19 protein-coding genes are annotated in these 23,781 nt (G+C 55.7%); 5 read left to right on the forward strand and 14 right to left on the reverse strand.

The genetic code is table 11. The features are described 5' to 3' along the window. Positions 1-15: 15 nt before the first annotated feature. The 10 genes from ACN06F_RS02765 to ACN06F_RS02810 all read right to left on the reverse strand — a co-directional run bounded on the left by ACN06F_RS02765 (position 16) and on the right by ACN06F_RS02810 (position 14,568). On the reverse strand, positions 16-1,050 hold the full coding sequence (locus tag ACN06F_RS02765) for a phosphotransferase family protein (RefSeq protein WP_433924612.1): 1,035 nt from the start codon (positions 1,048-1,050) through the stop codon (positions 16-18). A gap of 190 nt (positions 1,051-1,240) precedes the next feature. Continuing rightward, entirely contained in the window at positions 1,241-4,087 is a 2,847-nt protein-coding gene (locus ACN06F_RS02770) for a valine--tRNA ligase (protein ID WP_271910981.1), read from the reverse strand. Positions 4,088-4,179: 92 nt separating this feature from the next. Beyond that, positions 4,180-5,496 carry an HlyD family type I secretion periplasmic adaptor subunit gene (locus tag ACN06F_RS02775; RefSeq protein WP_253486649.1) on the reverse strand — a complete coding sequence of 439 codons (1,317 nt, stop codon included), beginning with the start codon at positions 5,494-5,496 and terminating at the stop codon, positions 4,180-4,182. After that, complete coding sequence (locus ACN06F_RS02780; protein WP_433924613.1) at positions 5,493-7,631, reverse strand: type I secretion system permease/ATPase; 2,139 nt, start codon at positions 7,629-7,631, stop codon at positions 5,493-5,495. The genes ACN06F_RS02775 and ACN06F_RS02780 overlap by 4 nt, the downstream gene beginning before the upstream one ends. Continuing rightward, positions 7,618-9,072, reverse strand: coding sequence for a TolC family protein (locus ACN06F_RS02785; protein WP_433924614.1), 1,455 nt, complete (start codon positions 9,070-9,072; stop codon positions 7,618-7,620). The genes ACN06F_RS02780 and ACN06F_RS02785 overlap by 14 nt, the downstream gene beginning before the upstream one ends. Before the next feature lie 36 nt (positions 9,073-9,108). Then, positions 9,109-9,888 carry a SapC family protein gene (locus ACN06F_RS02790; protein WP_231658246.1) on the reverse strand — a complete coding sequence of 260 codons (780 nt, stop codon included), beginning with the start codon at positions 9,886-9,888 and terminating at the stop codon, positions 9,109-9,111. Positions 9,889-9,946: 58 nt separating this feature from the next. Then, positions 9,947-11,158: an MFS transporter gene (locus ACN06F_RS02795; protein ID WP_433924615.1), complete on the reverse strand. Its 1,212-nt coding sequence runs from the start codon at positions 11,156-11,158 to the stop codon at positions 9,947-9,949. 81 nt (positions 11,159-11,239) lie between these two features. Further along, positions 11,240-11,671, reverse strand: a complete 432-nt coding sequence (locus tag ACN06F_RS02800; RefSeq protein ID WP_038481282.1) for a DNA polymerase III subunit chi — start codon at positions 11,669-11,671, stop codon at positions 11,240-11,242. A 102-nt stretch (positions 11,672-11,773) separates the two neighbouring features. Then, positions 11,774-12,895: a branched-chain amino acid aminotransferase gene (locus ACN06F_RS02805; protein ID WP_198348644.1), complete on the reverse strand. Its 1,122-nt coding sequence runs from the start codon at positions 12,893-12,895 to the stop codon at positions 11,774-11,776. Between the two features lie 152 nt (positions 12,896-13,047). Further along, positions 13,048-14,568, reverse strand: a complete 1,521-nt coding sequence (locus tag ACN06F_RS02810; protein ID WP_433924616.1) for a leucyl aminopeptidase — start codon at positions 14,566-14,568, stop codon at positions 13,048-13,050. 162 nt (positions 14,569-14,730) lie between these two features. Between ACN06F_RS02810 and lptF the strand changes: the two genes are divergently transcribed. From lptF to bfr, 5 genes are all read left to right on the forward strand, one after another. Further along, on the forward strand, positions 14,731-15,810 hold the full coding sequence (gene lptF, locus ACN06F_RS02815; protein WP_433924617.1) for an LPS export ABC transporter permease LptF: 1,080 nt from the start codon (positions 14,731-14,733) through the stop codon (positions 15,808-15,810). 15 nt (positions 15,811-15,825) lie between these two features. Beyond that, positions 15,826-16,890 carry an LPS export ABC transporter permease LptG gene (lptG, locus tag ACN06F_RS02820; RefSeq protein WP_038481292.1) on the forward strand — a complete coding sequence of 355 codons (1,065 nt, stop codon included), beginning with the start codon at positions 15,826-15,828 and terminating at the stop codon, positions 16,888-16,890. A 25-nt stretch (positions 16,891-16,915) separates the two neighbouring features. Beyond that, positions 16,916-17,425: an RDD family protein gene (locus tag ACN06F_RS02825; protein ID WP_433924618.1), complete on the forward strand. Its 510-nt coding sequence runs from the start codon at positions 16,916-16,918 to the stop codon at positions 17,423-17,425. Positions 17,426-17,583: 158 nt separating this feature from the next. Then, positions 17,584-17,790: a (2Fe-2S)-binding protein gene (locus tag ACN06F_RS02830; RefSeq protein WP_083001105.1), complete on the forward strand. Its 207-nt coding sequence runs from the start codon at positions 17,584-17,586 to the stop codon at positions 17,788-17,790. A 154-nt stretch (positions 17,791-17,944) separates the two neighbouring features. Further along, entirely contained in the window at positions 17,945-18,430 is a 486-nt protein-coding gene (bfr, locus tag ACN06F_RS02835) for a bacterioferritin (RefSeq protein ID WP_009724215.1), read from the forward strand. Positions 18,431-18,524: 94 nt separating this feature from the next. Here the strand turns inward: bfr and ACN06F_RS02840 are convergent, their stop codons facing one another. From ACN06F_RS02840 to ACN06F_RS02855, 4 genes are all read right to left on the reverse strand, one after another. Beyond that, on the reverse strand, positions 18,525-20,288 hold the full coding sequence (locus ACN06F_RS02840; RefSeq protein WP_009724216.1) for an ABC transporter permease subunit: 1,764 nt from the start codon (positions 20,286-20,288) through the stop codon (positions 18,525-18,527). A 13-nt stretch (positions 20,289-20,301) separates the two neighbouring features. Further along, positions 20,302-21,816: an ABC transporter substrate-binding protein gene (locus ACN06F_RS02845; protein WP_433924619.1), complete on the reverse strand. Its 1,515-nt coding sequence runs from the start codon at positions 21,814-21,816 to the stop codon at positions 20,302-20,304. 70 nt (positions 21,817-21,886) lie between these two features. Further along, positions 21,887-22,741, reverse strand: a complete 855-nt coding sequence (locus ACN06F_RS02850; RefSeq protein WP_433924620.1) for an ABC transporter ATP-binding protein — start codon at positions 22,739-22,741, stop codon at positions 21,887-21,889. Then, complete coding sequence (locus ACN06F_RS02855; RefSeq protein WP_433924621.1) at positions 22,742-23,554, reverse strand: ABC transporter ATP-binding protein; 813 nt, start codon at positions 23,552-23,554, stop codon at positions 22,742-22,744. Positions 23,555-23,781 lie beyond the last annotated feature (227 nt).

Consider the following 23,781-nt stretch of genomic DNA (forward strand, 5'->3'; position numbering starts at 1 on the left):
TTTAAAATCAGTTGGTTATAGAGATTCTTTTAGGTGGAGAAGTTCATTATGAACATGCTCAATTATCGGCAGTGACAAATAGTGCTCGACCCGGTCACGGACATGGGCAATGACGTCAGCATCGGTGAGTTCTGCTGACCAGTCCTGGCCACGGTGCTCGGCATCTTTACTTTGCAAATGCTGGGCATGCCACTTGGCGCACCATGTTAATGACCACAGCCAAGTGGCACGTCGGCAGGCAACCAGGGTTTCCGCGCTGGGTGATTTACCCGCATGCGCTTGCCAACGCTGATAAAAAGCGACGACCTCTTCCAGAGTAAGCACTGCCTGGCTGTTAACGTCCCAGGTGGTCGAGGTGTAAAGCGTGGTGTGGGCTAAATCGATCCCTGGCAGACCGTAGCGGCACTTCTCTAAGTCCACCAGCATCGCGCTACCTTCTGCAGTGATCAGGAAATTTCCAGGGTGGGTATCAAAGCTGATCAAGCAGCGCTCGGCATCGGGCAGCGTGGTGGGCAGTGCCTCTAGCTCATCGCGAACACGGGCAATGACATTGGGCGCCAAGTCGGCTTTTTCCAGCCACTCAGCCTGGCGGCTAACTTCCTCACACATGGCCTGCCATGAGTCGGCAGGCGCTAGTAGTGGTTCGGGATGCTCAGGTAGCGGTAAGCGATGTAGGCTTGCTAGGGTCTCTGCGATACGTGGTAAATCGTCCGGCAGCTGCGCCAAACGTCCCTCAATGGCATCGACCAGCAGCCCGCCACGGGGCAAGGCGTCGCTCACAGGTAAGATGCCATGCAAACGGGGCACGTGGCCACTCTCGCTGGCGCGTTCGTAGCACGCAGCTTCATATGCCAAGTTATCGGCCGGGGCCAAGTTCATTTGGCTCTGCTTGGGCAGCCGTGCGACCCAATCATCGCCATCGCGATGCACCCACACATGATCGTGGGCAAGCCCAGTGTCCGCCATCGGTGAAAGCGATTGGTAAGCGATCTCCGCCTGTTGCAGAGTGTTGTCTAATGCCTGCAGTCGAGCCTCAGAGAGTGTGGGCATAGAGCATTCCGTAGTGTGAGAAACGGGGGCTGAGCGTTCAGTGTTGGTACTCAGTGGCAGAATCATGACCAACCTTACACGGTTCGTCATAAAAAACGATGACGATGGGGGCCGCGGCGGTCAGTAGAGAGGTGTATGAACGACAACGGCACCCAATAGGTGCCGTTGAGATACTGCCGTCAGCGCTGACTTACATCGCCGCGATCTTCACTTGTTGCTCTTCCAGCAGCTTTTTGGCAGCTTGGAATTCAGCGAGTTTGCCACGCTCTTTTTCCACCACGGCTTCGGGGGCTTTGGCGATAAAGCCTTCGTTGCCGAGTTTCTTCTCGATACCGCCGATCAACTTATCCTGCTTGTCAATTTCTTTGGCCAGGCGTTTGAGTTCGGCGTCTTTGTCGATTAGATCCGCCATCGGTACCAGCACTTCCATATCGCCCACTAGCTGTGTTGCGCAGAGCGGTGCGTCGTCTGGGTTGGATAGCCAGGTGGCGCTTTCCAACTTGGCCAGCTTGGCGAGGAAGTGGCGATTGCTTTCCAGACGCTGGGCATCTTCCGGCTTGCCTTTGGTGAGCAGTACGTCCAGCGGTTTGCCAGGGGCGATGTTCATCTCGGCGCGGATGTTACGCACCGCGATAATCACGCCTTTTAGCCATTCGATATCGCGAGTGGCCTGTTCGTCGATTTTGCTTTCGTCGGCTTCCGGCCAAGCTTGGAGCATGATCGACGCGCCATCACCGACGAAGGTGCCTGCCAGCGGCGCAACGCGCTGCCAGATCTCTTCTGAGATGTAGGGCATCATCGGGTGGGCGAGGCGCAGAATCACTTCCAGTACGCGCACCAGGGTTCGCCGCGTACCACGTTTGGCTTCCGTACTGGCGCTTTCGTCCCATAAAACAGGCTTTGAAAGCTCCAGGTACCAGTCACAGTACTCGTTCCAGACAAACTCATACAGCGCTTGGGAGGCGTGGTCGAAGCGGTACTCGTCCATCGCTTTGGTGACCTGGGCTTCGGTTTTCTGCAGCTGGGAAATAATCCAGCGGTCGGCCAGTGAAAGCTCAACGTCGCCACCCTCTGTGCCGCAGTCTTCACCTTCGGCATTCATTAGCACGTAGCGTGAAGCGTTCCACAGCTTGTTGCAGAAGTTGCGGTAGCCATCCAGACGGTTCATATCAAACTTGATATCGCGCCCAGTGGTTGCCTGGGAAAGGAACGTAAAGCGCAGGGCATCGGTGCCGTGGGCTTCAATGCCGTCTTTAAACTCGTCCTTGGTCGCTTTGGCAATGGCTTTGGCCTGTTTCGGCTGCATCATATTGCCGGTGCGCTTTTCCAGCAGCGCATCCAGGCTGATGCCGTCAATCAGGTCGATGGGATCCAGCACATTGCCCTTGGATTTGGACATTTTCTGACCCTGACCGTCGCGTACCAAACCGTGTACATAAACGGTTTTGAACGGTACTTCGCCAGTGAACTTGAGGGTCATCATGATCATCCGAGCGACCCAGAAGAAGATAATGTCAAAACCGGTCACCAGCACGCTGGAGGGGTGGAAGGTTTCCAGTTCTGGGGTTTTTTCCGGCCAGCCTAGCGTGCCGAACGTCCATAGGCCCGAGCTGAACCAGGTGTCGAGGACGTCTTCGTCCTGGGTCAGGGTGACGTCTGCTGCAAGGCCGTGCTTTTCGCGGGCTTCCTCTTCGCTGCGGGCAACGTACACATTGCCTTCGGCGTCGTACCAAGCGGGAATGCGGTGGCCCCACCACAGCTGGCGAGAAATACACCAGTCTTGCAGGTCGCGCATCCAGGCGAAGTACATATTTTCGTAGTTCTTCGGCACGAACTGGATATCGCCGTTTTCTACCGCTTCAATGGCGGGTTTGGCTAGCGTTTCTACCGCAACGAACCATTGATCAGTGAGCAACGGTTCGATCACATCGCCAGAACGGTCGCCATAGGGCAGGGTGTTGTTGACTGCTTCCACTTGTTCCAAAAGGCCCAGGGCGTCCATATCGGCAACAATCTGCTTACGCGCTTCAAAACGGTCCAACCCTGCGTACTTGGCGGGTAGGCTGGCGTCTTCGTCGGGCTGGGGAGTGCCTTTTAGGTCGAAGATTTCAGCGCGCTCAAGGATGGTGGCATCCTTGGTGAACACATTGATCAACAAGTGGTTCTGGCGCTTGCCGACTTCGTAGTCATTGAAGTCGTGGGCCGGGGTGATCTTCACGCAGCCGGAGCCTTTTTCCATATCGGCGTGTTCATCGGCAACGATAGGAATGCGGCGGCCGACTAGCGGCAATTCGATAAATTTGCCGACCAACGAGGCATAGCGAGCATCGTCTGGGTTAACCGCGACACCCGTATCGCCTAGTAAGGTTTCGGGGCGAGTGGTTGCCACGACCAGATAATCTTTACCATCGGTGGTTTTGACGCCATCGGCTAGTGGGTAGCGGAAGTGCCAGAAGCTGCCCTGCTGATCTTTGTTTTCCACTTCTAGGTCGGAAATGGCGGTGTGCAGGGTAGGGTCCCAGTTCACCAGGCGTTTGCCACGGTAGATCAACTTTTCTTCGTGCAAGCGCACGAACACTTCTTGCACGGCTTTATAGAAGCCGTCATCCATGGTGAAGCGCTCGCGGGACCAATCAACGCTGGCGCCCATGCGGCGCAACTGGCGGGTAATGTGGCCGCCGGACTCCTCTTTCCACTCCCATACCTTGTCGATAAACGCATCGCGGCCCAGGTCGTGGCGGGTTTTGCCTTCTTCCGCGGCAATTTTACGCTCAACCAGCATTTGCGTGGCGATTCCGGCGTGGTCGGTGCCTACCTGCCACAGGGTGTTGTTGCCCTGCATCCGCTTCCAGCGCGTCAGGGTATCCATAATGGTGTCCTGGAACGCGTGGCCCATGTGCAGGCTGCCGGTCACGTTAGGCGGTGGAATCATGATCGAAAACGGTTTACCGCGGCCTGTTGGGGCGAAGCGGTTGTCGGCTTCCCAGCGTTCGTACCAGCGGGTTTCGATCTGTTCGGGTTGGTAGGTCTTTTCCATGGGGAGTCGGCTCACGGCTTGCAAAAAAATGGTGGCAAGTATACCGCGAACGACCCCCTGGCGTCAGGGGCGTTGATGAAACCGCACAGCGGTTAATCGCGTAGGGCGCGGTCGCGTACTTTCACCACGGGCTCCATGAGATAGTCCAATACGCTGCGCTTACCGCTGAGAATATCGATTTCCGCCACCATACCAGGAATTATGGTCAGCGGTTCATTGTCAGCGTCGAAGAGATAGCCGTCGGTGCGCACCTCAACGGGGTACATCAACTCACCGCTTTCGGGCATCTGAACAGCGTCGGCGGCAATAGTGACCAGCTCGCCATCCAGGCCGCCGTAACGGGCAAAGTCGTAGGCCGTTAGTTTTACCTTTACTGGCTGGCCGGGGTAGAGGAAGGCGATATCCGAGGGGCGAATATGCGCCTCTACGACCAAGGCGTCATCGGCAGGAACGACTTCTACCAGCGGCTCACCGGAGCCTGCTACGCCACCTACGGTGCTAATATGCACTTGATTCACGACCCCCGCGACTGGCGAGCGGATGGTGGTGCGTGCCACCTGGTCTGCTCGGCCGGGAAGCGTCTTTTGTAGCTCTGCGACCTGTGAGGTCGCTTCGGCCAACTGAGTGAGTGCATCGGCTTCAAAGGCATTGCGAGCGGCTGCTTTGCGGTCTTCAATTTCAGCGATGGAAGATTCAGCGCGGGCAACGGCACTTTGTTGACGGGCTACCTCGCCGCGCAGCTCGTTGAGTGATTGACGCACTCGCAGCAGCGAGGTTTCTGGTTCAATACCGCGCTGAGCCAGTGGCTGAATGATGGCCAGCTCTCGTTCGGCCAGCTGTACGCCGGAACGGGCGGTGCTTAACGCGGCTTCGAGCTCAGCTTTCTCCTGACTGCGCTGATAGCCCTGCTGTTCTAATACTTGAAGTTCGGCGCTTAGCTCTAACTGCCGCCCATGAAACAGACGGGTTTCGCTCGCAGCCACACTAGGTGCGCCTTGGCTGAGTGCATCATCGAGTGCCAGCGGCGTTTGGTTGATTTCGGCTTCCAGGCGTTGCAAGCGCAGTTGTAACGAACGCAGGCGCTGTAAACTCTCTTCGTAGTCACCTTCCAGCGTGCCGCCACTAAGCACCATCAGCGTGTCGCCTTGTTCGACCGTATCCCCACGGCGTACGTTAATCTCGGTCACCACGCCGCCTTCCAGGCTTTCTACTACTTGCAGGCTGCGCGAGGGCACGACTTTGCCTTGCCCTCGGGTCACTTCGTCCACCTCCGTGAGATAAGCCCACAAGAAGCCAATCAGTAAAAAGCCAATAATGGTGAGCAGGAGTAAGCTGCTGCCAATCGGGCGCTTGGCGCGGCCGTGGCGAACAAAGTGTTCAAAATCAAGCTGGGACGTCGGGCTGCTCACAATGCTGCTCCTTCACGCGCGCGGTGAGGTGCTGCTTCAACGGGGCGCATCACCTGGGTCTTGGGGCCATCGGCAATAATCTTCCCTTGATCAACAATAATCACCCGATCAACCAGTGCTAGTAGGCTGGTACGGTGCGTTACGACGACCAGAGTTTGCGACTGGCTAGCGGCTTTGAGCCGTGAGATCACCTCTTTTTCGGTTTGAATATCCATTGCGCTGGTCGGCTCATCCATCAGTAGCATCGGCGGGGCACCCAGCAGCGCGCGGGCAAGGCAGATAAGTTGTCGCTGGCCACCGGAAAGCCCTTCGCCGCGCTCACCAATAGGCATGTCGTAGCCCTGGGGGTGGCGGGCGATAAAGTCGTGGGCACCGGCCAGTTTGGCGGCCTGGAGAATTTGTTCATCGGTAGGGTGGTGGGCACCAATCGCAATATTCTGGCGAACGGTGCCAGAAAACAGCCACGCTTCCTGCAACACGCTACCAATATTGTGACGTAAATCCGCAGGGTCAATTTGGCGAATATCGGTGTCGTCTACCAGTACCGCGCCTTTTTCGGGCGGGTAAATGCCGAGCAGTAGCCGCGCTAGGGTGCTTTTCCCAGAGCCCACACGGCCCAACAGCGCAACTTTTTCTCCAGGCTCGATGGTCAGGTTGATATTGGCCAGTGCCGCAGTGGTTTGCTCTGGGTAGCGGAAGCTCACATCTTGCAGGCTGATTTTGCCTTCCAGAGAAGAGCGGCTTAAGTAGTGACGGCCAGCGGGGCGCTCGGAAGGCATATTCATTAGTTGGTCGAGCGCACGGTAAGAGGTGCGGGCTTGGTTAATGCGGGTCATGGTTTGAGCCAGCTGCGCCAGCGGCGCGAGTGCTCGTCCGGTGAGAATCACACAGGCAATCATTGCGCCCATGGAAATCACTCCGTCGCCGACTAAAAACACCCCATACACCACAATACTCACCTGAGCGGCCTGCTGGGCGAACGCGGTGGCATTAAGAGCAAACTGTTGAATAGCACGGCCTTTACGACCCACGTTAGATTGCTGCTGAACGCTCTCTTCCCAGCGCTGACGAATCATTGGCGCAGCGCCACTGGCTTTAATGGTTTCCAGCCCGGCTACCGCTTCAATCAGCACGCCCTGCTTGGAACGGCTCTCTTCAAAGGCTTGGCCGGAAAGGCGTTTAAGAAATGGCTGCACCGCCAGGCCAATCAGCAGTACCAACGGCACGGCAATCAGCGGCACCATAAAGAGTGGGCCCCCAATCAGATAAATCACGCCGATAAACAGGAAAATAAACGGCAAATCGACGAGGGCTACCAGCGATGCTGAGGCGAAGAAATCGCGCAGCGACTCAAATTCTCGCAGGGTATTGGCAAACCCACCGGTAGAGCCCCGCTTGGCACTCATTTGTAGGTTGAGCACATGGTCAAAAATGCGCCTGCCCATGCGCAGGTCAGCTTCTTGTCCCGCCCGTTCAATAAACAGTTGGCGCAACGTTTTTACCGCAAAATCAAACAGCAATGCGATGCTCACACCCACGGTTAGCGCGACGAGCGATTCAATGGCCTCGTTGGGCAATACGCGGTCGTAAACCACCATAATAAACAGTGAGGTGGCTAGCCCAAGGAAGTTGGTTAGCGCAGCGGCAATCACCACTTGGGTGTACACCCAACGATTAGACGAGAGTGCGCTCCAAAACCAGTGGCCGCCTTGTATGGCTGGCTCGCTATTCAGCGTTACCGGCCGGTAGCGGGCACGCACTGCAATCAGATGGCCGATGTACTCTGCTTGAAGGGCACTTAACGCGGTTTCGACCGGCTGTTTGCCTAATGCCGGATCGAACAGCGCAAAACGCTTATCATCAATGCGCTCAATGATCACCACGGCGCGCCCGTTTTTTAGCAGCGCGACCGCTGGCAGCAGCGAGTTACCTAGCGTTGCCAGCGCATGTTCACCCAGCGCCGCGACCATGCCGTGACGCTCGGCAGCATCAATAAAGCCGTCGGGGGTGAGCGGGGTGTTTGCGCCTACCCGTTGGGCGCGTATAGCAGCTTCTGAGACCGGCAGCTCAAGCCGAGCCGCCACAAAGGTCAGGCATTGCTCAAGGGCATCCGTGTGGGGATTAGCGGCGTTCAAGGTAAATCTCCATCACATCGAGTAGCTGCCCGGTTACCGCGAGCTGTTGAAAGCTAGCTTGCTCCCAGCGCACACGGCGATTAATCAGCTCTAGCGCGGTTTGGAGCAGATCCCGCTGGGCGTCCAACAAATCGTTAATGCTGCTTCTTCCTACGGCGAACTGATCGCGGTAGGCCAGTAGCGCTTCTTCTTCAGCGGCAAGCGTGGCGGTTTGCGCTTCAAGCTCCGCTAGGCGGGTGCGCGTGTCGGTATAGGCAGAGCGCACTTCCCGCTCCAGCTCGCGATGCAAGGCTTGGCGTTCAAATTGGCTCTGCTGCTGACGTTCAACCGCTTGGGCAATGCGCGATGAGGTCGCGCCGCCGCTATAGGGCGTGTAATCAAGATTAAATAGCAGCGCCACGTCATTATCCGATTCGTTGAACTCATTCACATCGAATTGACGACCTTCCACGGCTACGCTCAGGCTAGGCAAGCGGGCGTTACGGGTAGCTTGAGCGTCGGCTTCGCTGGCCTCGCTGGCCAGGGTTTGGCTACGCAGCGAGGCGTTACGTGCAAGGGCGTTATCCAGCAGTTGGTCGGCGCTGGTCTCGCTTAGTAGCGCCCCGCCTTGGGGCAAGGCCAGCTCGTCGGGCTGGGTAAAGAACGCTTCTTGGTAGACGTTAATCGCCCTGGCTAACTCACCTTCTAAAGAGATTAGCCGCGAGTTGGCGTCGCTTAAGCGGCTCTGGGCACGCAGTACATCGGCTCGCGAACCGGCGCCTGCCTCGCGGCGAAGTTGAACGTCTTCAAAAATGCGCTGATGCTGCTGCAGATTGTGCTCAGCTAGCTGGCGCTGAGCGCTAACACGGGCAACATCCAAGTAGGCATTCAAGGCGTAGAGGACTTCTTCTTCGACACTGGCGTGGGACTGCCAGTAAGCCGCTTCAGCGCTAAGGTCGGCCGCGCGGATGCGTTCGCCGCTGGCGCCAAAATCTACCAACAGCTGGCTGAGCGTAATGACCGCGTCAACACGTGAGCCGCGGTCGGGCAGTGATTCAGTGCGCTGCAAGTCGTTACGGTACTCAAGCCCAGCGTTTACCTGAGGGCGGCGTACGGCGCGCACTTCGTCAATTTGCAGCACCGACTCACGCTCACGCGAGCGTTGTGCCAGAATTCGAGGCTGTTGCTCTAGCGCCTGTTGGATTTTTTGGCGTAGCGCACCTAGCGCAGGGGTGGCTTCCATTGGCTGACCCGTTTGCCAGCGAAAGCGCGTTAATAGTTGCGTTAGTTCCGGCGAAAATGCCGGGCCTTCCAGCGATGAGGCGGGCAGTGGCGCAGCCTCAGGAAGCGGTTCATCAAGCGCCGTTTGAGCGGCCAGTAATGGACTTGCCAGCAAAAACGCAGCGGCCACGCTGCTTAGTAATAGCCGTTTGCGTGGCCGCGTATCAACATTAAAAGACATTCACGTTCCTGAATAACGTCGGTGCTTGGCACCCAATTAAGAGGGATCCGGCCATTGATAGCGTTCTTCGCTGCTAAACGCTTCTTGCCACTCGGAAAGGGGGCGGGAAGCGTTTGCTTCTGGCGGCGATGTTGTCGGCCGCTGAAGGAGGCTGCGAAGTACGCCAAGCTGCCGTTGGGATATGAGCTGAGCGTACACTAAAGGAACGGCACCCAATTGCCAGAAAAGCCCCATTTGTTCAGCGGATAGCGCCTTCCAAGCGGGCTCATCAATTTGATATAGCGGCGCGCTGCCTTGATAGCTTTCTGGCTGCCAAGGCGTGAGCAGCTTGGCATTGGCCAATGCATCAAGCTGCTGTGCAACTCGCTGGCAACCTGCTTCCCGCTGCTGGAGAAAAGCCAGTACTTGTTGGGGGAAGCTGGCTAGCTCGCCGTGTTGGTTAAAGAAAGGCTCGGCATCCAGGCGCGCCACCACAAAGGGTGAATGTTGGTCGATGCATAGCTTTTCAGGATATTCAGCATGCAGCCCGAAGGGGTGGCTTCGCAGGGCGGCGGGCACATACGCCGCGCGCCAGCGCCCTTGGCTATCGACGATGAGATTTTGCTCATCGCGCAGCCCCAGTAGTGCGACGGCCTGCCAGCCTGATGCTGTTTGGGTAAACCCAATAGGAAAGCTGGCGGCCGCATGACGTAATTCACCCTCTGCTAGGCTTGCCTGGGTAATGTGCTGAGCAAAGTGGTAGGCAGTAAAACGTTGCCACATCAAACCGCCGTGGTGCTTAACGTTAAGCGGCACCCAGTGGGCAGTGTGGGCCATAGGAAAACCTTTGTGGTGTCGGTGTTAGGGCGGCCACCTTACCAAGAACACGCGTTAATCATTTACTTGAAGAGAGCCCACGCATGGCGATTAATCCAAGCACTGGGCCAGGCAGGAGCCACCAGATCACCCAGGGACCTTGGCTGGCCCATAGGGCAGTGACTAGAGCGATAGAAGGAATCGTTAGGCCAAAGCCAATAGCATTCATCATGGCAAGTGCTGCACCGAGGCGCTCAGGTGGGGCGGCGGCTGACGCCAGCGCGGAAAACTGCGCGGAATCGGCAATTACGCTAATACCCCAAATCCCTAACAGGGTTAGCAGTAGCCAGGGTGAAGTGCCACCTAAGAGTGGATAGAGCAAACAAAGCGTGCCGGAGGTCGCTAGCGCCACAACGGCCACTCGCGCACTGCCCACTCGGCGGCTCCAGCGGCCAGCCCAAACGCAGCCAGGTAAGCCCAACGCAATCACCGCAAAGCTGAGCCATGGCTGAAGGCCCGGCGCTGCGCTTAGGCGTTCCAGCTCTCTAGCAACTAAAAAAGGCACCAGCGCCCATAGGGCGTATAGCTCCCAGCAGTGACCAAAGTAGCCCAGCGCCGCGGCGCGAAAGTTCTTTTGCCTGAAGGCAGCCAGTCCTGCCCAGGGGCGTCCGCCGCTGGCTGTGGCAGGCAGGTGTGAACCCACGCCTAGTTTAAAAATCATCAGTGCGGCGAGCAGTGCCAGGGCAGAGGACAGCAACAGTGGCCATTGCCATGGCAAGTGCAGCGTTAGCCCGCGCAATAAGTGGGGCGAGGCAATGCCCAGTGTCAGCATGCCGACCAACCAGCCCAGCGCCGAGCCTGCGTTGTTGGGTGTCCAGCTCACCACCAATTTCATACCGAGCGGATAAATACCGGCAAGACACAGCCCGACCAAAAAGCGTGCTGCTACCGCTAAGCTGATGCTCTCGGCGACACCAATAAACGCGGCGTTAATCAGCGCGCCTGCTACCGCAGAGATAGCGAACAAGTGGCTGGCGCGTACGCGGTCGGCAAGGCCGGTGGTGGCAATTAACAGCGTGCCGATAATAAAACCTGCTTGCACTGCAATGGTGAGCAGCCCCAGGTCGCTTTCACTCAAGCCAACAGCCTGTTGAAGCGCCAGCCCAACGCCGTTAACACTGAACCAGAGCGATGTTCCAAACAGCTGGGCAATGACAATCACCGCCAACGGGGCGCGCGCTAAAAAAGCATGGGAAGATTGGGTGGATGCAAGCCGAGTGGGAAAGCGCATTGGGTGACTCTTCCGCTGAGTTGTTGTTATGTATGGCGCTAGTGTAAGTGGCTATGCATCAGTGGCCAGATGGTAGAAAGATTACCCCAACTTATGCGGCACCACTTCATGACCCATTTCTTTATAGCGTTGCCAGCAGGCACGTTTGGCGACCAGTACTTGTTGGTGCTGATTGATGATTTCGGCAATGCGGGCGTAGCGCTCCACGCCGTCGGGAATGTCGGGGTGCAAGTTCAGTAGAGCGGTTTCTTGCGTTGGCACCGGGAGTTGCTGCCAGCCTAGCGTTATCGGCACGCTGGCGGCCATATCGCTGTCTTCCAATGCGTGGGGGAGGTAGGCATCTTCACGGAACTGCCAAAGGGCCTCGTCGGCCTGTTCGGCCAGGGCTTTATCTTCGCAGTGCAGGTGCAACCGATAGCCTTTGCGGTAGATGGTTTCTGCTAGCTTGCAAGCAAACTGTAGGCGCGCTTCCAGGGTAGTGTCAGGAAGAATATAAAAATCGATACGTGCCATCAAAGGCTCCAGCGGTTCCCGCTTTTTTCAAAACCCGTCCCTACCACCGCGGCTAGTGGCGGTAGGGTGCCGGTTTATATCCGTTGATTTATACCAACTGATTTATACCAATCGGGTAAGCCAACCGTATTTGTCTTCACTGCGGCCATATTGCAGATCAAGCAGCGATTTACGGATGCGTTTGGCAATTTCATTGTTGCCATCGCCTTGTAAACGAATACGCTCGTTTTCGGTGACCAGTTCGCCGACCGGGGTAATTACCGCTGCTGTGCCGCAGGCGAACACTTCGGTAATCTCGCCAGACGCAGCGCCTTCGCGCCATTCATCGATGCTGATGGCGCGCTCTTCCGGTGTTAGGCCCGCATCTTTTGCCAGGGTAAGCACTGAGTTGCGGGTAACGCCTTCAAGGATGGTGTCGGTGAGGCGGGGCGTCACTAAACGACCATCTTTATAAACGAAGAACAGGTTCATACCACCTAGTTCTTCAATCCACTTGTTTTCAGCGGCGTCTAAGAACGCTACCTGGCTACAGCCGTTTGCGGCGGCTTCTTTCTGGGCTGCCAGAGAGGCTGCGTAGTTACCGCCGCACTTGGCAAAGCCGGTGCCGCCAGGGGCTGCGCGCTTGTAGTGGGAAGAGAGCCAGATAGACACCGGCTCAATGCCGCCTTTGAAGTAAGCCGCCGCCGGTGAGGCGATCACGTAGTAATCCACTTCATGGGCAGGACGTACGCCTAGGAAGGCTTCGGAAGCGATCATGAATGGACGCAGGTAGAGGCTGCATTCGTCGGCATCGCTGGAAGGTGTAGGTACCCAGGTGTGGTCTTGGGACAGCAGCGCTTTCAGTGAACCGATGAAATCTTCATCGGAAAGCTCCGGCAACGCTAATCGGCGGGCGCTGCGGCGAAAACGCTCGGCGTTTTTCTCTGGGCGGAACGTCCAGATAGAGCCATCGGCATGGCGATACGCTTTAATGCCTTCGAAAATCTCCTGACCGTAGTGCAGCACCGAGGCCGCTGGATCGAGGGTTAACGGACCATAGGGACGCACTTGATGGCCGTGCCAGTCAGCGTCGACTGTCCAGCGGACGTGGGCCATATGGTCAGTGAAATGCTTGCCAAAACCTGGATTCTGCAGAATGTTGTCACGAATCTCATCGGCCATCGGTTGGTTGGACGGCAGTATTTCAAAATGTGACCCATGTTGGGTATCTGAAGCTGTGGGCACGGCGTATTCTCTCCGCTATAGCCTGGCCCCGAAGGGCAAGTGTTGGTGTTTATATGGTGTAGCGTGCGCCCTGAAAGCAGCACGCACGCTAATGCCCTTAGATGTAACGTTTACGTCAACGAAAGGCAACCGTTGATCGTCTGATTGTGATGTTAACCATCGCTATTTTCTACTTGTGCATCGGCCTCACGATCAAGCAAGTACTGGGTTAGCAGCCCAACCGGGCGGCCGGTAGCGCCTTTTTGTTTGCCGGAGTGCCAGGCGGTACCTGCAATATCCAGGTGCGCCCAGGGGAAGTGATCGGCAAAGCGCGATAGGAAACAGGCTGCCGTAATGGTGCCTGCCGGGCGGCCACCGATATTGGCCAAGTCGGCAAAATTGGAATCTAGCTGTTCCTGATATTCATCCCATAGCGGCAGATGCCAAGCACGATCCCAAGCCGCTTCGCCAGCGTCCAGCAGGTCAAGTGCCAGGTCATCATCGTTGGAAAGCAGGCCCGTTGCGTGGTGGCCAAGGCCAATAATGACAGCACCGGTCAGGGTGGCAATATCAACCACGCTGGCCGGGGTGAAACGCTCTGCGTAGGTAAGCGCATCGCACAGCACCAAGCGGCCTTCGGCATCGGTGTTGAGCACTTCAACCGTCAATCCTTTCAGAGTTTTGATAATGTCGCCGGGTTTGGTGGCCGCACCGTCAGGCATGTTTTCAGCAGCGGCAACAATAAACACCACATTTAGCTTGGGCTTAATGGCGAGCACTGCTTTTACGGTGCCGAATACGCTCGCCGCACCGCCCATGTCGAACTTCATTTCATCCATGCCTTCGCCGGGCTTCAACGAAATACCGCCGGTATCGAAGGTAATGCCTTTGCCCACTAGCACATGGGGCGCTTCTTCAGAATTTTCCGCCCCCTGGTATTTCATCACGATCAGGCGTGTTGGTTCTTGACTACCGCGCCCAACAGAAAGCAGTGAACTAGCACCCAGCGCTTCCAGCGCCTCTTCATCTAAAATTTCAACCTCGAGGGCGCCTTGGGAATCGCGGCCCAACTGCTCGGCTTGTTCGGCTAAATAGCGCGGTGTACAGACGTTGCCCGGCAAGTTACTCAAGGTGCGGGTGAGGTTGATACCCTGGCCAATGGCAGTGCCCAGTGTTGCCCCTTGTTTGGCCATTGGTGCTTCGTCGGCATCGCTGACAATCAGGTTCAGCTTGGCCAGGCTGGGGGCTTTTGCGGGAGATGATTTGAACTGGTCAAAGCGATAAATAGCGCGTTGAGCTGCTTCGAGTGTTTTACGAGCTTTCCAAGCAGTGTCGCGATCTTCTAGAGGAACGTCTGTAAACGTAGCACTAGCTTCATCAATGGGCAGTTTGGTCAACGCTGCCATGGCGGCGTCTAAGGCTTTAATAAACGCCGCTTCCTGGCATTTGGCACGTTCGCCCAGGCCAACGAGCAATAAACGTTCGGCGCCTAAGCCCGGCGCAAAGGGGACAAGCTGCACATTGCCCAGCGAGGCATCAAAGTCGCCACGGTCAAGCAACTGGCCAATTAGCCTCTCGCTCGCGTCATCTAATTTGGCGACGGCGGGCAATAAGTCGCTACCTTTAAAGACAGGCAAAACGAGGCAAGCCGTTTCGGCTTTGGCTGGGTTCGCGGTCTGAACGGAAAATTCCATGACGTCTCCAACAAGACAAGCATCGAGTGATTCGGGATAATGCCCCGTTACTTAGGTTTTGATAATCGGTTTTTGATAACAAATTTTTGATAGCAGTTTGATTAGTGTACCCAAGCCATGGGCGCATTGCATTGCAACCTGCGCTACTAGCCGGAGAGTGCGTTGATTTTATTTCGGTACTTAACTCGCGAAGTATTACTGACGATGTCAGCGGTGGCTGGAATTTTGCTGCTGGTCATCATGGGCAGCCGTTTTATTCGCTATTTCTCTGATGCGGCAGAGGGCGACATTCCGGTCACTATTTTAGGCAGCCTGATGGTTTTTCACCTGCCTGGATTTATGGAACTGATTCTACCGCTATCTTTTTTCCTGGGGATATTGCTGGCCTATGGTCAGCTTTATATGAACAGTGAAATTACCGTGATGGTGGCTTGTGGTATGAGCCCTATGCGGCTATTGCGAGTAACGCTGTTGCCTGCTTCGGTTGTGGCGGTGCTGGTGGGGCTTTGTAGTTTGTGGCTAACACCTGCGGGCGCGTTACAAACTGAGGCTGCGCTTGAAGAGCAGCGCAGTCGACTGGATGTGTCAGTACTGGCACCTGGGCGTTTCCAAGATTTCGGTGGAGGACGTACCGCTTACATCAGCGATTTCAGCAGCGATGGCACTGAAATGCAGGAGGTGCTGGTTCATGAGCAGCCCGTAGCTGGGGCGGAAAAGACTCATAGCTACGTGACCCGGGCAGGTTCTGGTTATCAAGAAACCAGTATGGAAACCGGCAGCCGTTTTCTAGTACTGGAGGATGGCGAGCGCTATGGTGTAACGCCAGGTAAACAAGCTGCTGAACGGTTAACGTTTGAGCGCTACACATTGCGCCTGGGCTTGAGCCAGAATCGACAAGAGCTGGATTCATTAGAGTACGCGACCACGACTGAGCTTTGGAACGACCCCAGTCCTCGTGCCCAAGCGCAATTTCAGTGGCGAGCGGGGTTGCCGCTAATGGTGTTTGTCTTGGCATTACTAGCCCAGCCGCTTTCCAGAGTAAACCCTCGTCAGGGGCGGTTTGCCAAACTACTGCCTGCCGTTTTTCTTTACGTCGCTTATTTAAGCCTGCTATTGGCCGCGGTGGATGCGGTCGGTAAGGGCGTGCTGGAAGTTGCGCTGGGGGTTTGGCCGGTACACGGGCTGTTCTTGGCGCTTGGCTGCCTGCTGCTATGGCACTCGCAACGTAAAGGAATGCGCTAATGAAGGGGCTAATTCATGCTTGCTGATCGTCTTGATCGTTATATTGCCCGCAATGTGTTGGCGGCCATCATTGTCGTCCAGTTCGTCCTGCTTGGCTTGGACATCACCATCGCCTATATCGGTGATTTAGGCGACACCCAAGGTAACTATACCGCGTTAGATGTGTTGATTTATCTGGGCATGCGTCTGCCTTGGCGATTTTATCAATACGCTCCGGTGGCGGTGTTGATTGGCGCTCTGATTGGCATGGGGAGCATGGCATCCAGCAACGAGTTAACCGTCATGCGTGCCGCTGGCCGATCGCTTGCGCGGATTGTCTGGGGTGTCATGAAGCCGGTGCTATTAGTGGTCGTGGTGGTACTGCTGGTCGCCGAATTTGTATCTCCCCGTACGGAGCAATTTGCCGAGGCATGGCGTTTAGAGCAGCGCCAGGGGGAAGGGGCACTGCTAACTAGCCGAAGTGGTTGGCAGTTTGAAGGAGAAAGCGTGTATCGCTTTGGCGCTATTCGTGCGGATAACGTGGTGCTGGATTTAACACGCTATCGTTTTGATGAGCGTCGGCTAATTGAGGCTACCCATGCGAATCGTGCGCATTGGGAAGAGGGGGCATGGCAGCTGGAAGATGTTACCACTACGCGTATTTTTGATGACCATACAGAGTCGGAGTATCAGCAACACGCGGGTTGGGATACAGCGTTAACGCCCACCCAATTGGAACGTTTGCTGCGTGATATCGAGAGCCAAGCGCCTAGTGAGCTGTGGGCGTACGCCAACTTTTTGCAAAGCCAAAACCTCCAAGCTGACCAACCGCTGCTCTATTTCTGGCAAAAGGTGCTGATGCCGCTAACGATGGGGTCACTGGTATTAATCGCCGCTTCCTTTGTGTTTGGCCCATTGCGCACGGTGGCCGCAGGTACGCGAGTGTTTTATGGTGTGGTGACCGGCCTTGTATTTAAGTATGTACAAGACCTGCTGGCACCTGCATCAACCATTTTTGGTTTTTCGCCTGTGTGGGCGGTGTTGGTGCCAACTCTTGCCTGTGCGGCGGTAGGTATTTATTTCTTACACCGCAACGGCTAGTTGCGGCGGCGACACGTGAATGAGGATGAGCAAGGTGACGAGCAAGGTGACGAGCAAGGTGACGAGCCCCCGGCGCTTTACCCAATTAGATAGCGTCTGGCCTGCTGGGTTAAGCCGCCGTTTAGGCGCGATGCTGTACGACGGATTTTTGGTCACAGCCATTTGGATCATGGTGACAGTAGCTCATCTGGCTTTTTTTCGCTTTGTGTTGGGGCAGCAGGCTGACGAGATAGGCTCAACTCCGTTTGATATCTGGAGCCTTAGGCTGATGTTGCTGTTCTTTGTCACGCTATTCTTTATCTACTCGTGGCGGCGTGGTGGCATGACGTTAGGGATGCAGGCGTGGCGGCTGCGGGTGCAAACCACCGATGGTCATGCGATTACTCTTAAGCAAAGCCTAATTCGCTGTGTGACTGCCTGGCTGTCCCTGGCCGCGTTTGGCATTGGTTACTGGTGGGTTTTGTTTGATCGGCAGCGCAGAAGTTGGCCAGATATCGCCTCGAATACGCAAACCGTGGTGCTACCGAAAAAATAATTTTACCGCCTGTTTTGCTAAAAATATTGCTATGACAAGGCGTTATCATATGGCTCATTTTTATTAAGACGAATGGACACCAAAAAGCATCCATTTCTACTTGAAAAGATGTATGCGAATCATTTACATTCATCTCATGATCTTTATGAGGTGTTGCCATGTACGTTTGCGTGTGCAAGGGAGTAACCGACCATCAGATTCGCCAGCACGTTAGCGATGGAGCGCGCAGCTGGCGAGAAGTACGCGAGGCCACAGGTTGCGGAACCCAGTGCGGAAAATGCGCTTGTTTTGCTAAATCGCTAACCCGCGAAGCGGTTCAGGAGGCTCGTTGCGAAGCGGATATGAGTCTCGCTTACGCTGTGTGACGCGAATCACTATTGTTAAATTTATCGTTAGCAAATATATGATTTTTTTGAGTTTTTAGTCATTTTCTATATACTCCCAGCATCGTTGGGAGTAAGCCTATTTATGGCCTATACTCTCTAGTTAGCGTAATCGCACACTAAGAAAGGTGACGTCATGAAAGGTGATCCCAAGGTTATTCAGCATCTCAATATCGCCCTCGGCAATGAACTGGTAGCCATCAACCAGTATTTTTTGCATGCCAAAATGTACAAAGACTGGGGCTTTAAAGAGCTTGCCAAGTGGGAATACGATGAGTCCATTGAGGAGATGCAGCACGCCGATAAGCTAATTGAGCGTATTTTGTTCCTTGAAGGCATTCCTAATCTTCAAGATCTAGGTAAGCTGCATATCGGCGAAAATGTAAAAGAAATGCTCGAAAGTGATTTGAAAATCGAGCATGACGGCCGCAACGACTACATCGAAGCGATTACCTATTGTGAAAGCGTTAAAGATTACGTGACTCGTGATCTACTGCGCGACCTGCTTGCCGATGAAGAAAGCCATATCGACCATATCGAAACGCAGCTTGGTCTGATCGATAAAGTGGGTATCCAGAACTACCTGCAAAAACATATGCAGTTGGCGACTGACGAAGAGTAACACCGCTTAACTGGATTAAAGCAAAACGGGCAGCCAAATGGCTGCCCGTTTTGTTTGGGGCTGTTTACGTCTTCTATTTTTGCGCTTGATGATCTTAGCGAGGTAGCTTGCGCAAGCCCACAATACTTGAAAGTGACACCGCCAGTACCGATAGCAAAATCAGTGCTAGCGCCGGAATCAGCACTGCCCAGGGGGCTCGCTCAATATAGGGCATGCCTTCGGCAAGGATCAGCCCCCATTCCGGCGAAGGCGGGCGGGGGCCCAGGCCGAGAAAGCCAAGTGCCGCCAAGGCCAGCGCCACGCCGGGTAGGCGCAGCATGGCGTGGCGAAACACGGGGCCAAGCACCGCCGGCAAGATGTAGCGGCTCATTAAGCGGAAATGCCCCACGCCTAGCATCGGCGTAATGCGAACGTGGGGCTGGGCTTTCACTTCCGCCACCAGTGCCGCTGTGTGCGCTGCAAGCGGAGCCCAAGCTACGGCTGTTACCGCAATGATCGCGCCGCTAGCACTTGGCCCTATTAGCCCCGCGACAATCAACCCCGCAATGGTGGGTGGCGTTGCCTTGGTGATTTCAATAGGGCCAGTGGCTAGCTTGGGAGCTAGTCCAATCAGTAGCCCTATGACTAGCGAAAAGAATACGACGACCGTTGCCATGCCCATGGTGGACAGCGCACCGTGAGCCACCCGTGCCAAAATATCGCGCCCAGTGCCGTCGGCACCTAGTGGTAGCGCAAGGCTTGGTGACTCTAGACGCATAAACGCAGAGCTAAACGGGTCGCGACCAATCCCTGCAGCGATTAGCACAAATAGCAGCAACATCGCGATGACGGGTACGATCCATGCCCTGCGTTGAATACGCTGTTCGCTATGCGCTACGGGTAGAGCCCCGAGCTGAAAGGCACGGCCTAGTAACAGTACGCGACCAATATTGGCCAAGCTGCCTAATATAATGGCGATAATCAGCAGAATCAGAATGCCAGTTTGCAGGGCCGGTAGGTCCTGGGCAGATGCTGCACCAAGCGTTGCTCGGCCCAGACCTGGAATGGAGAACACCTGTTCGACGGCAATGGCTCCTCCCGTCAGGCCCACCATCACCATGCCGACCTGAGGCATAAGGCTCGGTAAGGTGCGTCGCAGTGCGGCTATGATAATGCGGCTGCTTGAGAAGCCCGCTACGTTCCAGGTAGCGACCCAGCGCTCGCTGAAGGTGGCCGCAAGGCCATCGCTAAACAAGCGCCCCAATAATCCGCCCGCCGGAAGGCCCAGCGCAAAGGCGGGCAATATGGCATAGCTAAAACCTCGCCAGCCGTAAGGCGGCAGCCAATTAAGCCATGCCGCAAACACGACTAGCAGTATTGAGGCGAGTAGGAACTCAGGCAGGGCCGTCAATGCTGCGCCAATCGCGCCGGAAGAGCGGCTGACCTGACCTCTCAAACCACGCCGTACTACGGGTAGGCAGATAAGCGTAGCGGTAATTATCGCTACCAGCATGCCAAAGGTCATTAGTGTAAGTGATACCTGGGCGCTTTTTAACATACCTGGTAGCACGGGTGCGCCGGAGATCCAGGAATTGCCTGCATCGCCATGCAGCAGGCCCATCAGCCAGCTCTGTAGCTTTTCGAAGGGGCCAAGATCAAGGCCTAACTGAGCACGAATGGCTGCTAAGGCTTCGGGCGTGGCTTCCTGCTCAGCAGAGCGCGCTCGCAAAATGCTCAGCGCTGGATCTCTGCCGGATAACCATGGCAGTAGCCCTACCAGCACCACCACACCGGCTAACGTTAGCAAACGTGAGAGCAGCGGAATAAAGGCCGTGATGCGCAAGCTGCGCCATAGGCGCAGCGGTATTGCGGTTGTCATGCGTGGCGTACCCTTAGGAGTCACTGTCGGCGACAATGGTGGTCTCTTCAGTAATTAGCATGCGCTCGCGGGGGTCGCGCTCGGCGTTAGAGACCCGCGCCGACTCGCCCTGAATAACGCGTTCGTGGAGCATCGGAATAGCCGCATCGGTGCGTAAAATAGCTGCTTCCGCCTCGCTAATTGCCTGACGACGCTCGTCTCCTGTGGGCAGCATGGCGGCATTGGCTAACGCTTCATCGACGGCGGGGTCACATAGCTGGGCGATGTTGAAAGAGCCCGCACAAGCGAAGTCGCTGAACATATAGGCCACCGGGTCGCCTGAATCGAGGACGGTGGCACGCGAAAGAATAAAGGCGTCAAACTCACCGGCTAAGGCGTCTGCTTCTATATGCGCGTACTCACGTACTTCTTGGTTCACGTTAAAGCCCGCACGGGTCAGCTGCTGTTCAAGCAGTACAGCCACTTCGGGCAACTCGGCGCGGTCAGTAAAAGTCGCCAGGGTGATGTCAGTGCCGTTTGGCTCGGTGGGTGCAGTGCGATCTTCAAGCGGGGTGCGGTAGTCGCTTGCCCACGCTAGTGCCGGGCCGAGTAACCCTTCAGCGATATCCGCGCGCCCTTCGTAAACGGTATTTACAATAGCGGAGCGGTTTATTGCTTCACGAACGGCTGCGCGCAGCCCGGGGTCGGTCATTGGGCCTGATTCGGTATTCAGGTAAAGCGTATTGGTGCGTGGCATGGGCACTTCGTGGACTAACTCAGGGTCAAGCAGCGCCACCTGAGACACCGGAATCGCTTCAACCACATCGGCCACACCGGTTCTTAAGGCTGCCGCCCGAGCGGTGCCGTCGGGGACATAATCAGCATCAATACCGGCCACTTTGGCGGGCTCGCCCCAGTAGTCAGCAAAGCGGTCTAGATGTGCGCTGCTAGTACTGTTGATCTCTGTTAATACGAACGGGCCGGTACCTGCTTTGATGGGGTTAACCCGGCCATCCTCGCCATAGGCGCTGGCGGCTAAAATCGCTAGCTGGGGGCTTGAAAGGCGATTGGGAATCAGCGGGTCATTGGTTTCTGTGCGCACAATCACCGCATTATCACCATCGGCTTCGATGGTCATGTTCACGCCATCTAAAATGCGTGGTTTCGGGGCGGCCTGGGTGGCCGCAGTGAGAGCGTTCACTACGTCGCTAACTGTCAGTGTCGTGCCATCATGAAAGCTGACTCCATCGCGAATCACAAACCGCCATGTATGGCCATCGAGTTGCTCCCACTCGGTGGCTAGAAAGGGCAGTGGGTCGCTGCTGGCATCCAACCGAATGAGCGTTTCCGCCGTGCTCCAGCGCGACAGTTTGAAAGCATCATCGGAAAGTGGCGTTAATCCCGAGCGAGGTGGCTGCAGCATCGCTAGGCTGATTCGTTCACCAGCCTCTGAAGGTGTGGTGTCACGCTGTTCATCAAAACAACCGGCAAGCAGTAACGGGGCGGCAAGGGCAATGGGCAGGGAAAGGCGCAGCGGACGGGGTAACATCGTAACAACTCCGGTTGAAGTGACGGGCAGGAAAAATGCGTAGAAAAAATAAAAAGTCACAGATACGTTATTAGAGTGCTTCTAACTCAGCTGCATTGCAGTTTGGATGCGCACAAGTAGGTAGTTGCGCAACGGCATTGATTAGCGAGCGCGTAGTCGGGTGATGGGGTGTGCGCCAAAGCGCTGCCGTTGAACGGTCTTCAACTATTTTGCCGTCATCCATGACCAGCGTGCGTTGGCACAACTGGGTGACCACCGATAAATCATGGGACACCATCAGCAGTCCGGTGCCACTTTCATCACAAAGCTGCTTGAGCACGCTAATCACCTGCGCGCGAACCGGTAGATCCAGGCCGCTAAGTGGCTCATCGGCCAATAAAAAGCGCGGGCGTGTGGCTATCGCGCGAGCAATGGCGACCCGTTGGGCTTGGCCGCCGGAGAGTTCATGAGGCAGGCGCTCCAAAAACTGGGTATCCAAGCCGACTTGCTCCAGTGCTTCTCGGGCGCGCTCTCCAGGGGCGCAATCAACGTTCAGCCTTATTAATGGCTCGGCCACTAGCGCTCGAACACTCATGCGAGGATCAAGGGAGGCGCCGGGGTCTTGGGGAATATACTGAACAGCCCGACGGTACCATCTAAGCTTGGCCGTGGAGGCGGGACGTACCATTTTATGCAGACAAGTAATCGAACCAGTATCGGGCGCTTCAATCGCTAACAGCGAGCGCAGTAATGTCGTTTTCCCCGACCCTGACAAGCCGACTAGTCCGACACGTTCACCCGGATAAAGCCTCAGGTTGATGTTATTCATGACTTGTTTGCGTTCACCCGCCCGCCAAAAAACAGTGCGGGGTAACGAGACGCTTTTATAGAGCCCGTTTGCTGAGAGGAAGGCTTCCTGGCACTTGAAAAGTGGATGGCTCTGCATTTAGGCACTCTTCAAATAGTCAGTTGGGACTACTTCAGGCGGTTGCACATTATGCGCCGCCGCTACGAGCGCTTGAGTGAATGGGTGCTGCGGGGAGGTGATTAGGGTGTCTAACTCACCGCTTTCGATCATCATGCCTCGTTCAATAATGACTGCCCGCTGGCATAGCTGTGCTGCCGCGTGTAGATCATGAGTAATGAATAGCAGCGCAGATGCTGAGCTGTCGGTATGTTGATGCAAGGCGCGCAGTACCTGGGCTTGAGTGACGACGTCCAACGCAGTCGTAGGTTCATCGGCAACCATTAGCGACGTTTTACAAGCCATTGCTAACGCAATGCATACCCGCTGACGCTGTCCACCAGAAAGCTCTGCTGGGGTACGCTTGATTAACAGTTGAGGGTCTGGAAGGTCCAGTGACGCGAGTAGTGCCACTGTGGCGTCATTCGCGGCAGAGCGCGATAGGCCATGGTGGCGCAAAAAGGGTTCTCGCAGCTGGGAACCGATAGAAACTAAGGGATTAAGTGCCGAGAGCGAATCCTGAAACACCATCGACACCCGTGAGTTTTTCGGCCGCTGTGTGGCAGGTGTTGCAATCGCCTCTTGGCCTTGAATACGTATGCTTCCCTGAGTTCTAGCATTGGGTGGCAGCAAGCCGAGCACTGCTTTAGCTGTGAACGATTTGCCTGAGCCAGAAGCGCCCAAGAGGCAAACACGCTCGCCGGGCATGACATCAAACGAGAGTCCATCAACAACCTGTAGCTGGCCGATTTTGATGCGCAGATCACGCACGGATAACACTGGGTCGCTGCACATTGACACCATCGTTTGCTATGCCGCTCAATAAAATATTTTAGTTATGATATAACATTGGCTGGATGGGCATCAATCTATGCGTTAAGTCTGCGTCTAAAAAGCGTGTTTCAGTGGTTAAAACAACTAGTCAAAACAGCTAGTCTAAAAGTGGTCGAAATTAAGTTAAGAGACGCCCATAAAAAAGCGCTGAGCTAATCAGCGCTTTTTCTCTTAATGGGCAGTAAAAC

It is taken from the genome of Vreelandella sp. 21, from assembly GCF_050995515.1.
Taxonomy (GTDB): domain Bacteria; phylum Pseudomonadota; class Gammaproteobacteria; order Pseudomonadales; family Halomonadaceae; genus Vreelandella; species Vreelandella alkaliphila.

What these genes read in the sequence shown, in the direction of transcription:
- ACN06F_RS02765 (WP_433924612.1), bottom strand. Translation starts at nt 1,050, where the DNA reads ATGCCCACACTCTCTGAGGCTCGACTGCAGGCATTAGACAACACTCTG.
- ACN06F_RS02770 (WP_271910981.1), bottom strand. Translation starts at nt 4,087, where the DNA reads ATGGAAAAGACCTACCAACCCGAACAGATCGAAACCCGCTGGTACGAA.
- ACN06F_RS02785 (WP_433924614.1), bottom strand. Translation starts at nt 9,072, where the DNA reads ATGTCTTTTAATGTTGATACGCGGCCACGCAAACGGCTATTACTAAGC.
- ACN06F_RS02790 (WP_231658246.1), bottom strand. Translation starts at nt 9,888, where the DNA reads ATGGCCCACACTGCCCACTGGGTGCCGCTTAACGTTAAGCACCACGGC.
- ACN06F_RS02795 (WP_433924615.1), bottom strand. Translation starts at nt 11,158, where the DNA reads ATGCGCTTTCCCACTCGGCTTGCATCCACCCAATCTTCCCATGCTTTT.
- ACN06F_RS02800 (WP_038481282.1), bottom strand. Translation starts at nt 11,671, where the DNA reads ATGGCACGTATCGATTTTTATATTCTTCCTGACACTACCCTGGAAGCG.
- ACN06F_RS02810 (WP_433924616.1), bottom strand. Translation starts at nt 14,568, where the DNA reads ATGGAATTTTCCGTTCAGACCGCGAACCCAGCCAAAGCCGAAACGGCT.
- lptG (WP_038481292.1), top strand. Translation starts at nt 15,826, where the DNA reads ATGCTTGCTGATCGTCTTGATCGTTATATTGCCCGCAATGTGTTGGCG.
- ACN06F_RS02825 (WP_433924618.1), top strand. Translation starts at nt 16,916, where the DNA reads ATGAGCAAGGTGACGAGCAAGGTGACGAGCAAGGTGACGAGCCCCCGG.
- ACN06F_RS02830 (WP_083001105.1), top strand. Translation starts at nt 17,584, where the DNA reads ATGTACGTTTGCGTGTGCAAGGGAGTAACCGACCATCAGATTCGCCAG.
- bfr (WP_009724215.1), top strand. Translation starts at nt 17,945, where the DNA reads ATGAAAGGTGATCCCAAGGTTATTCAGCATCTCAATATCGCCCTCGGC.
- ACN06F_RS02840 (WP_009724216.1), bottom strand. Translation starts at nt 20,288, where the DNA reads ATGACAACCGCAATACCGCTGCGCCTATGGCGCAGCTTGCGCATCACG.
- ACN06F_RS02845 (WP_433924619.1), bottom strand. Translation starts at nt 21,816, where the DNA reads ATGTTACCCCGTCCGCTGCGCCTTTCCCTGCCCATTGCCCTTGCCGCC.
- ACN06F_RS02850 (WP_433924620.1), bottom strand. Translation starts at nt 22,741, where the DNA reads ATGCAGAGCCATCCACTTTTCAAGTGCCAGGAAGCCTTCCTCTCAGCA.
- ACN06F_RS02855 (WP_433924621.1), bottom strand. Translation starts at nt 23,554, where the DNA reads ATGTGCAGCGACCCAGTGTTATCCGTGCGTGATCTGCGCATCAAAATC.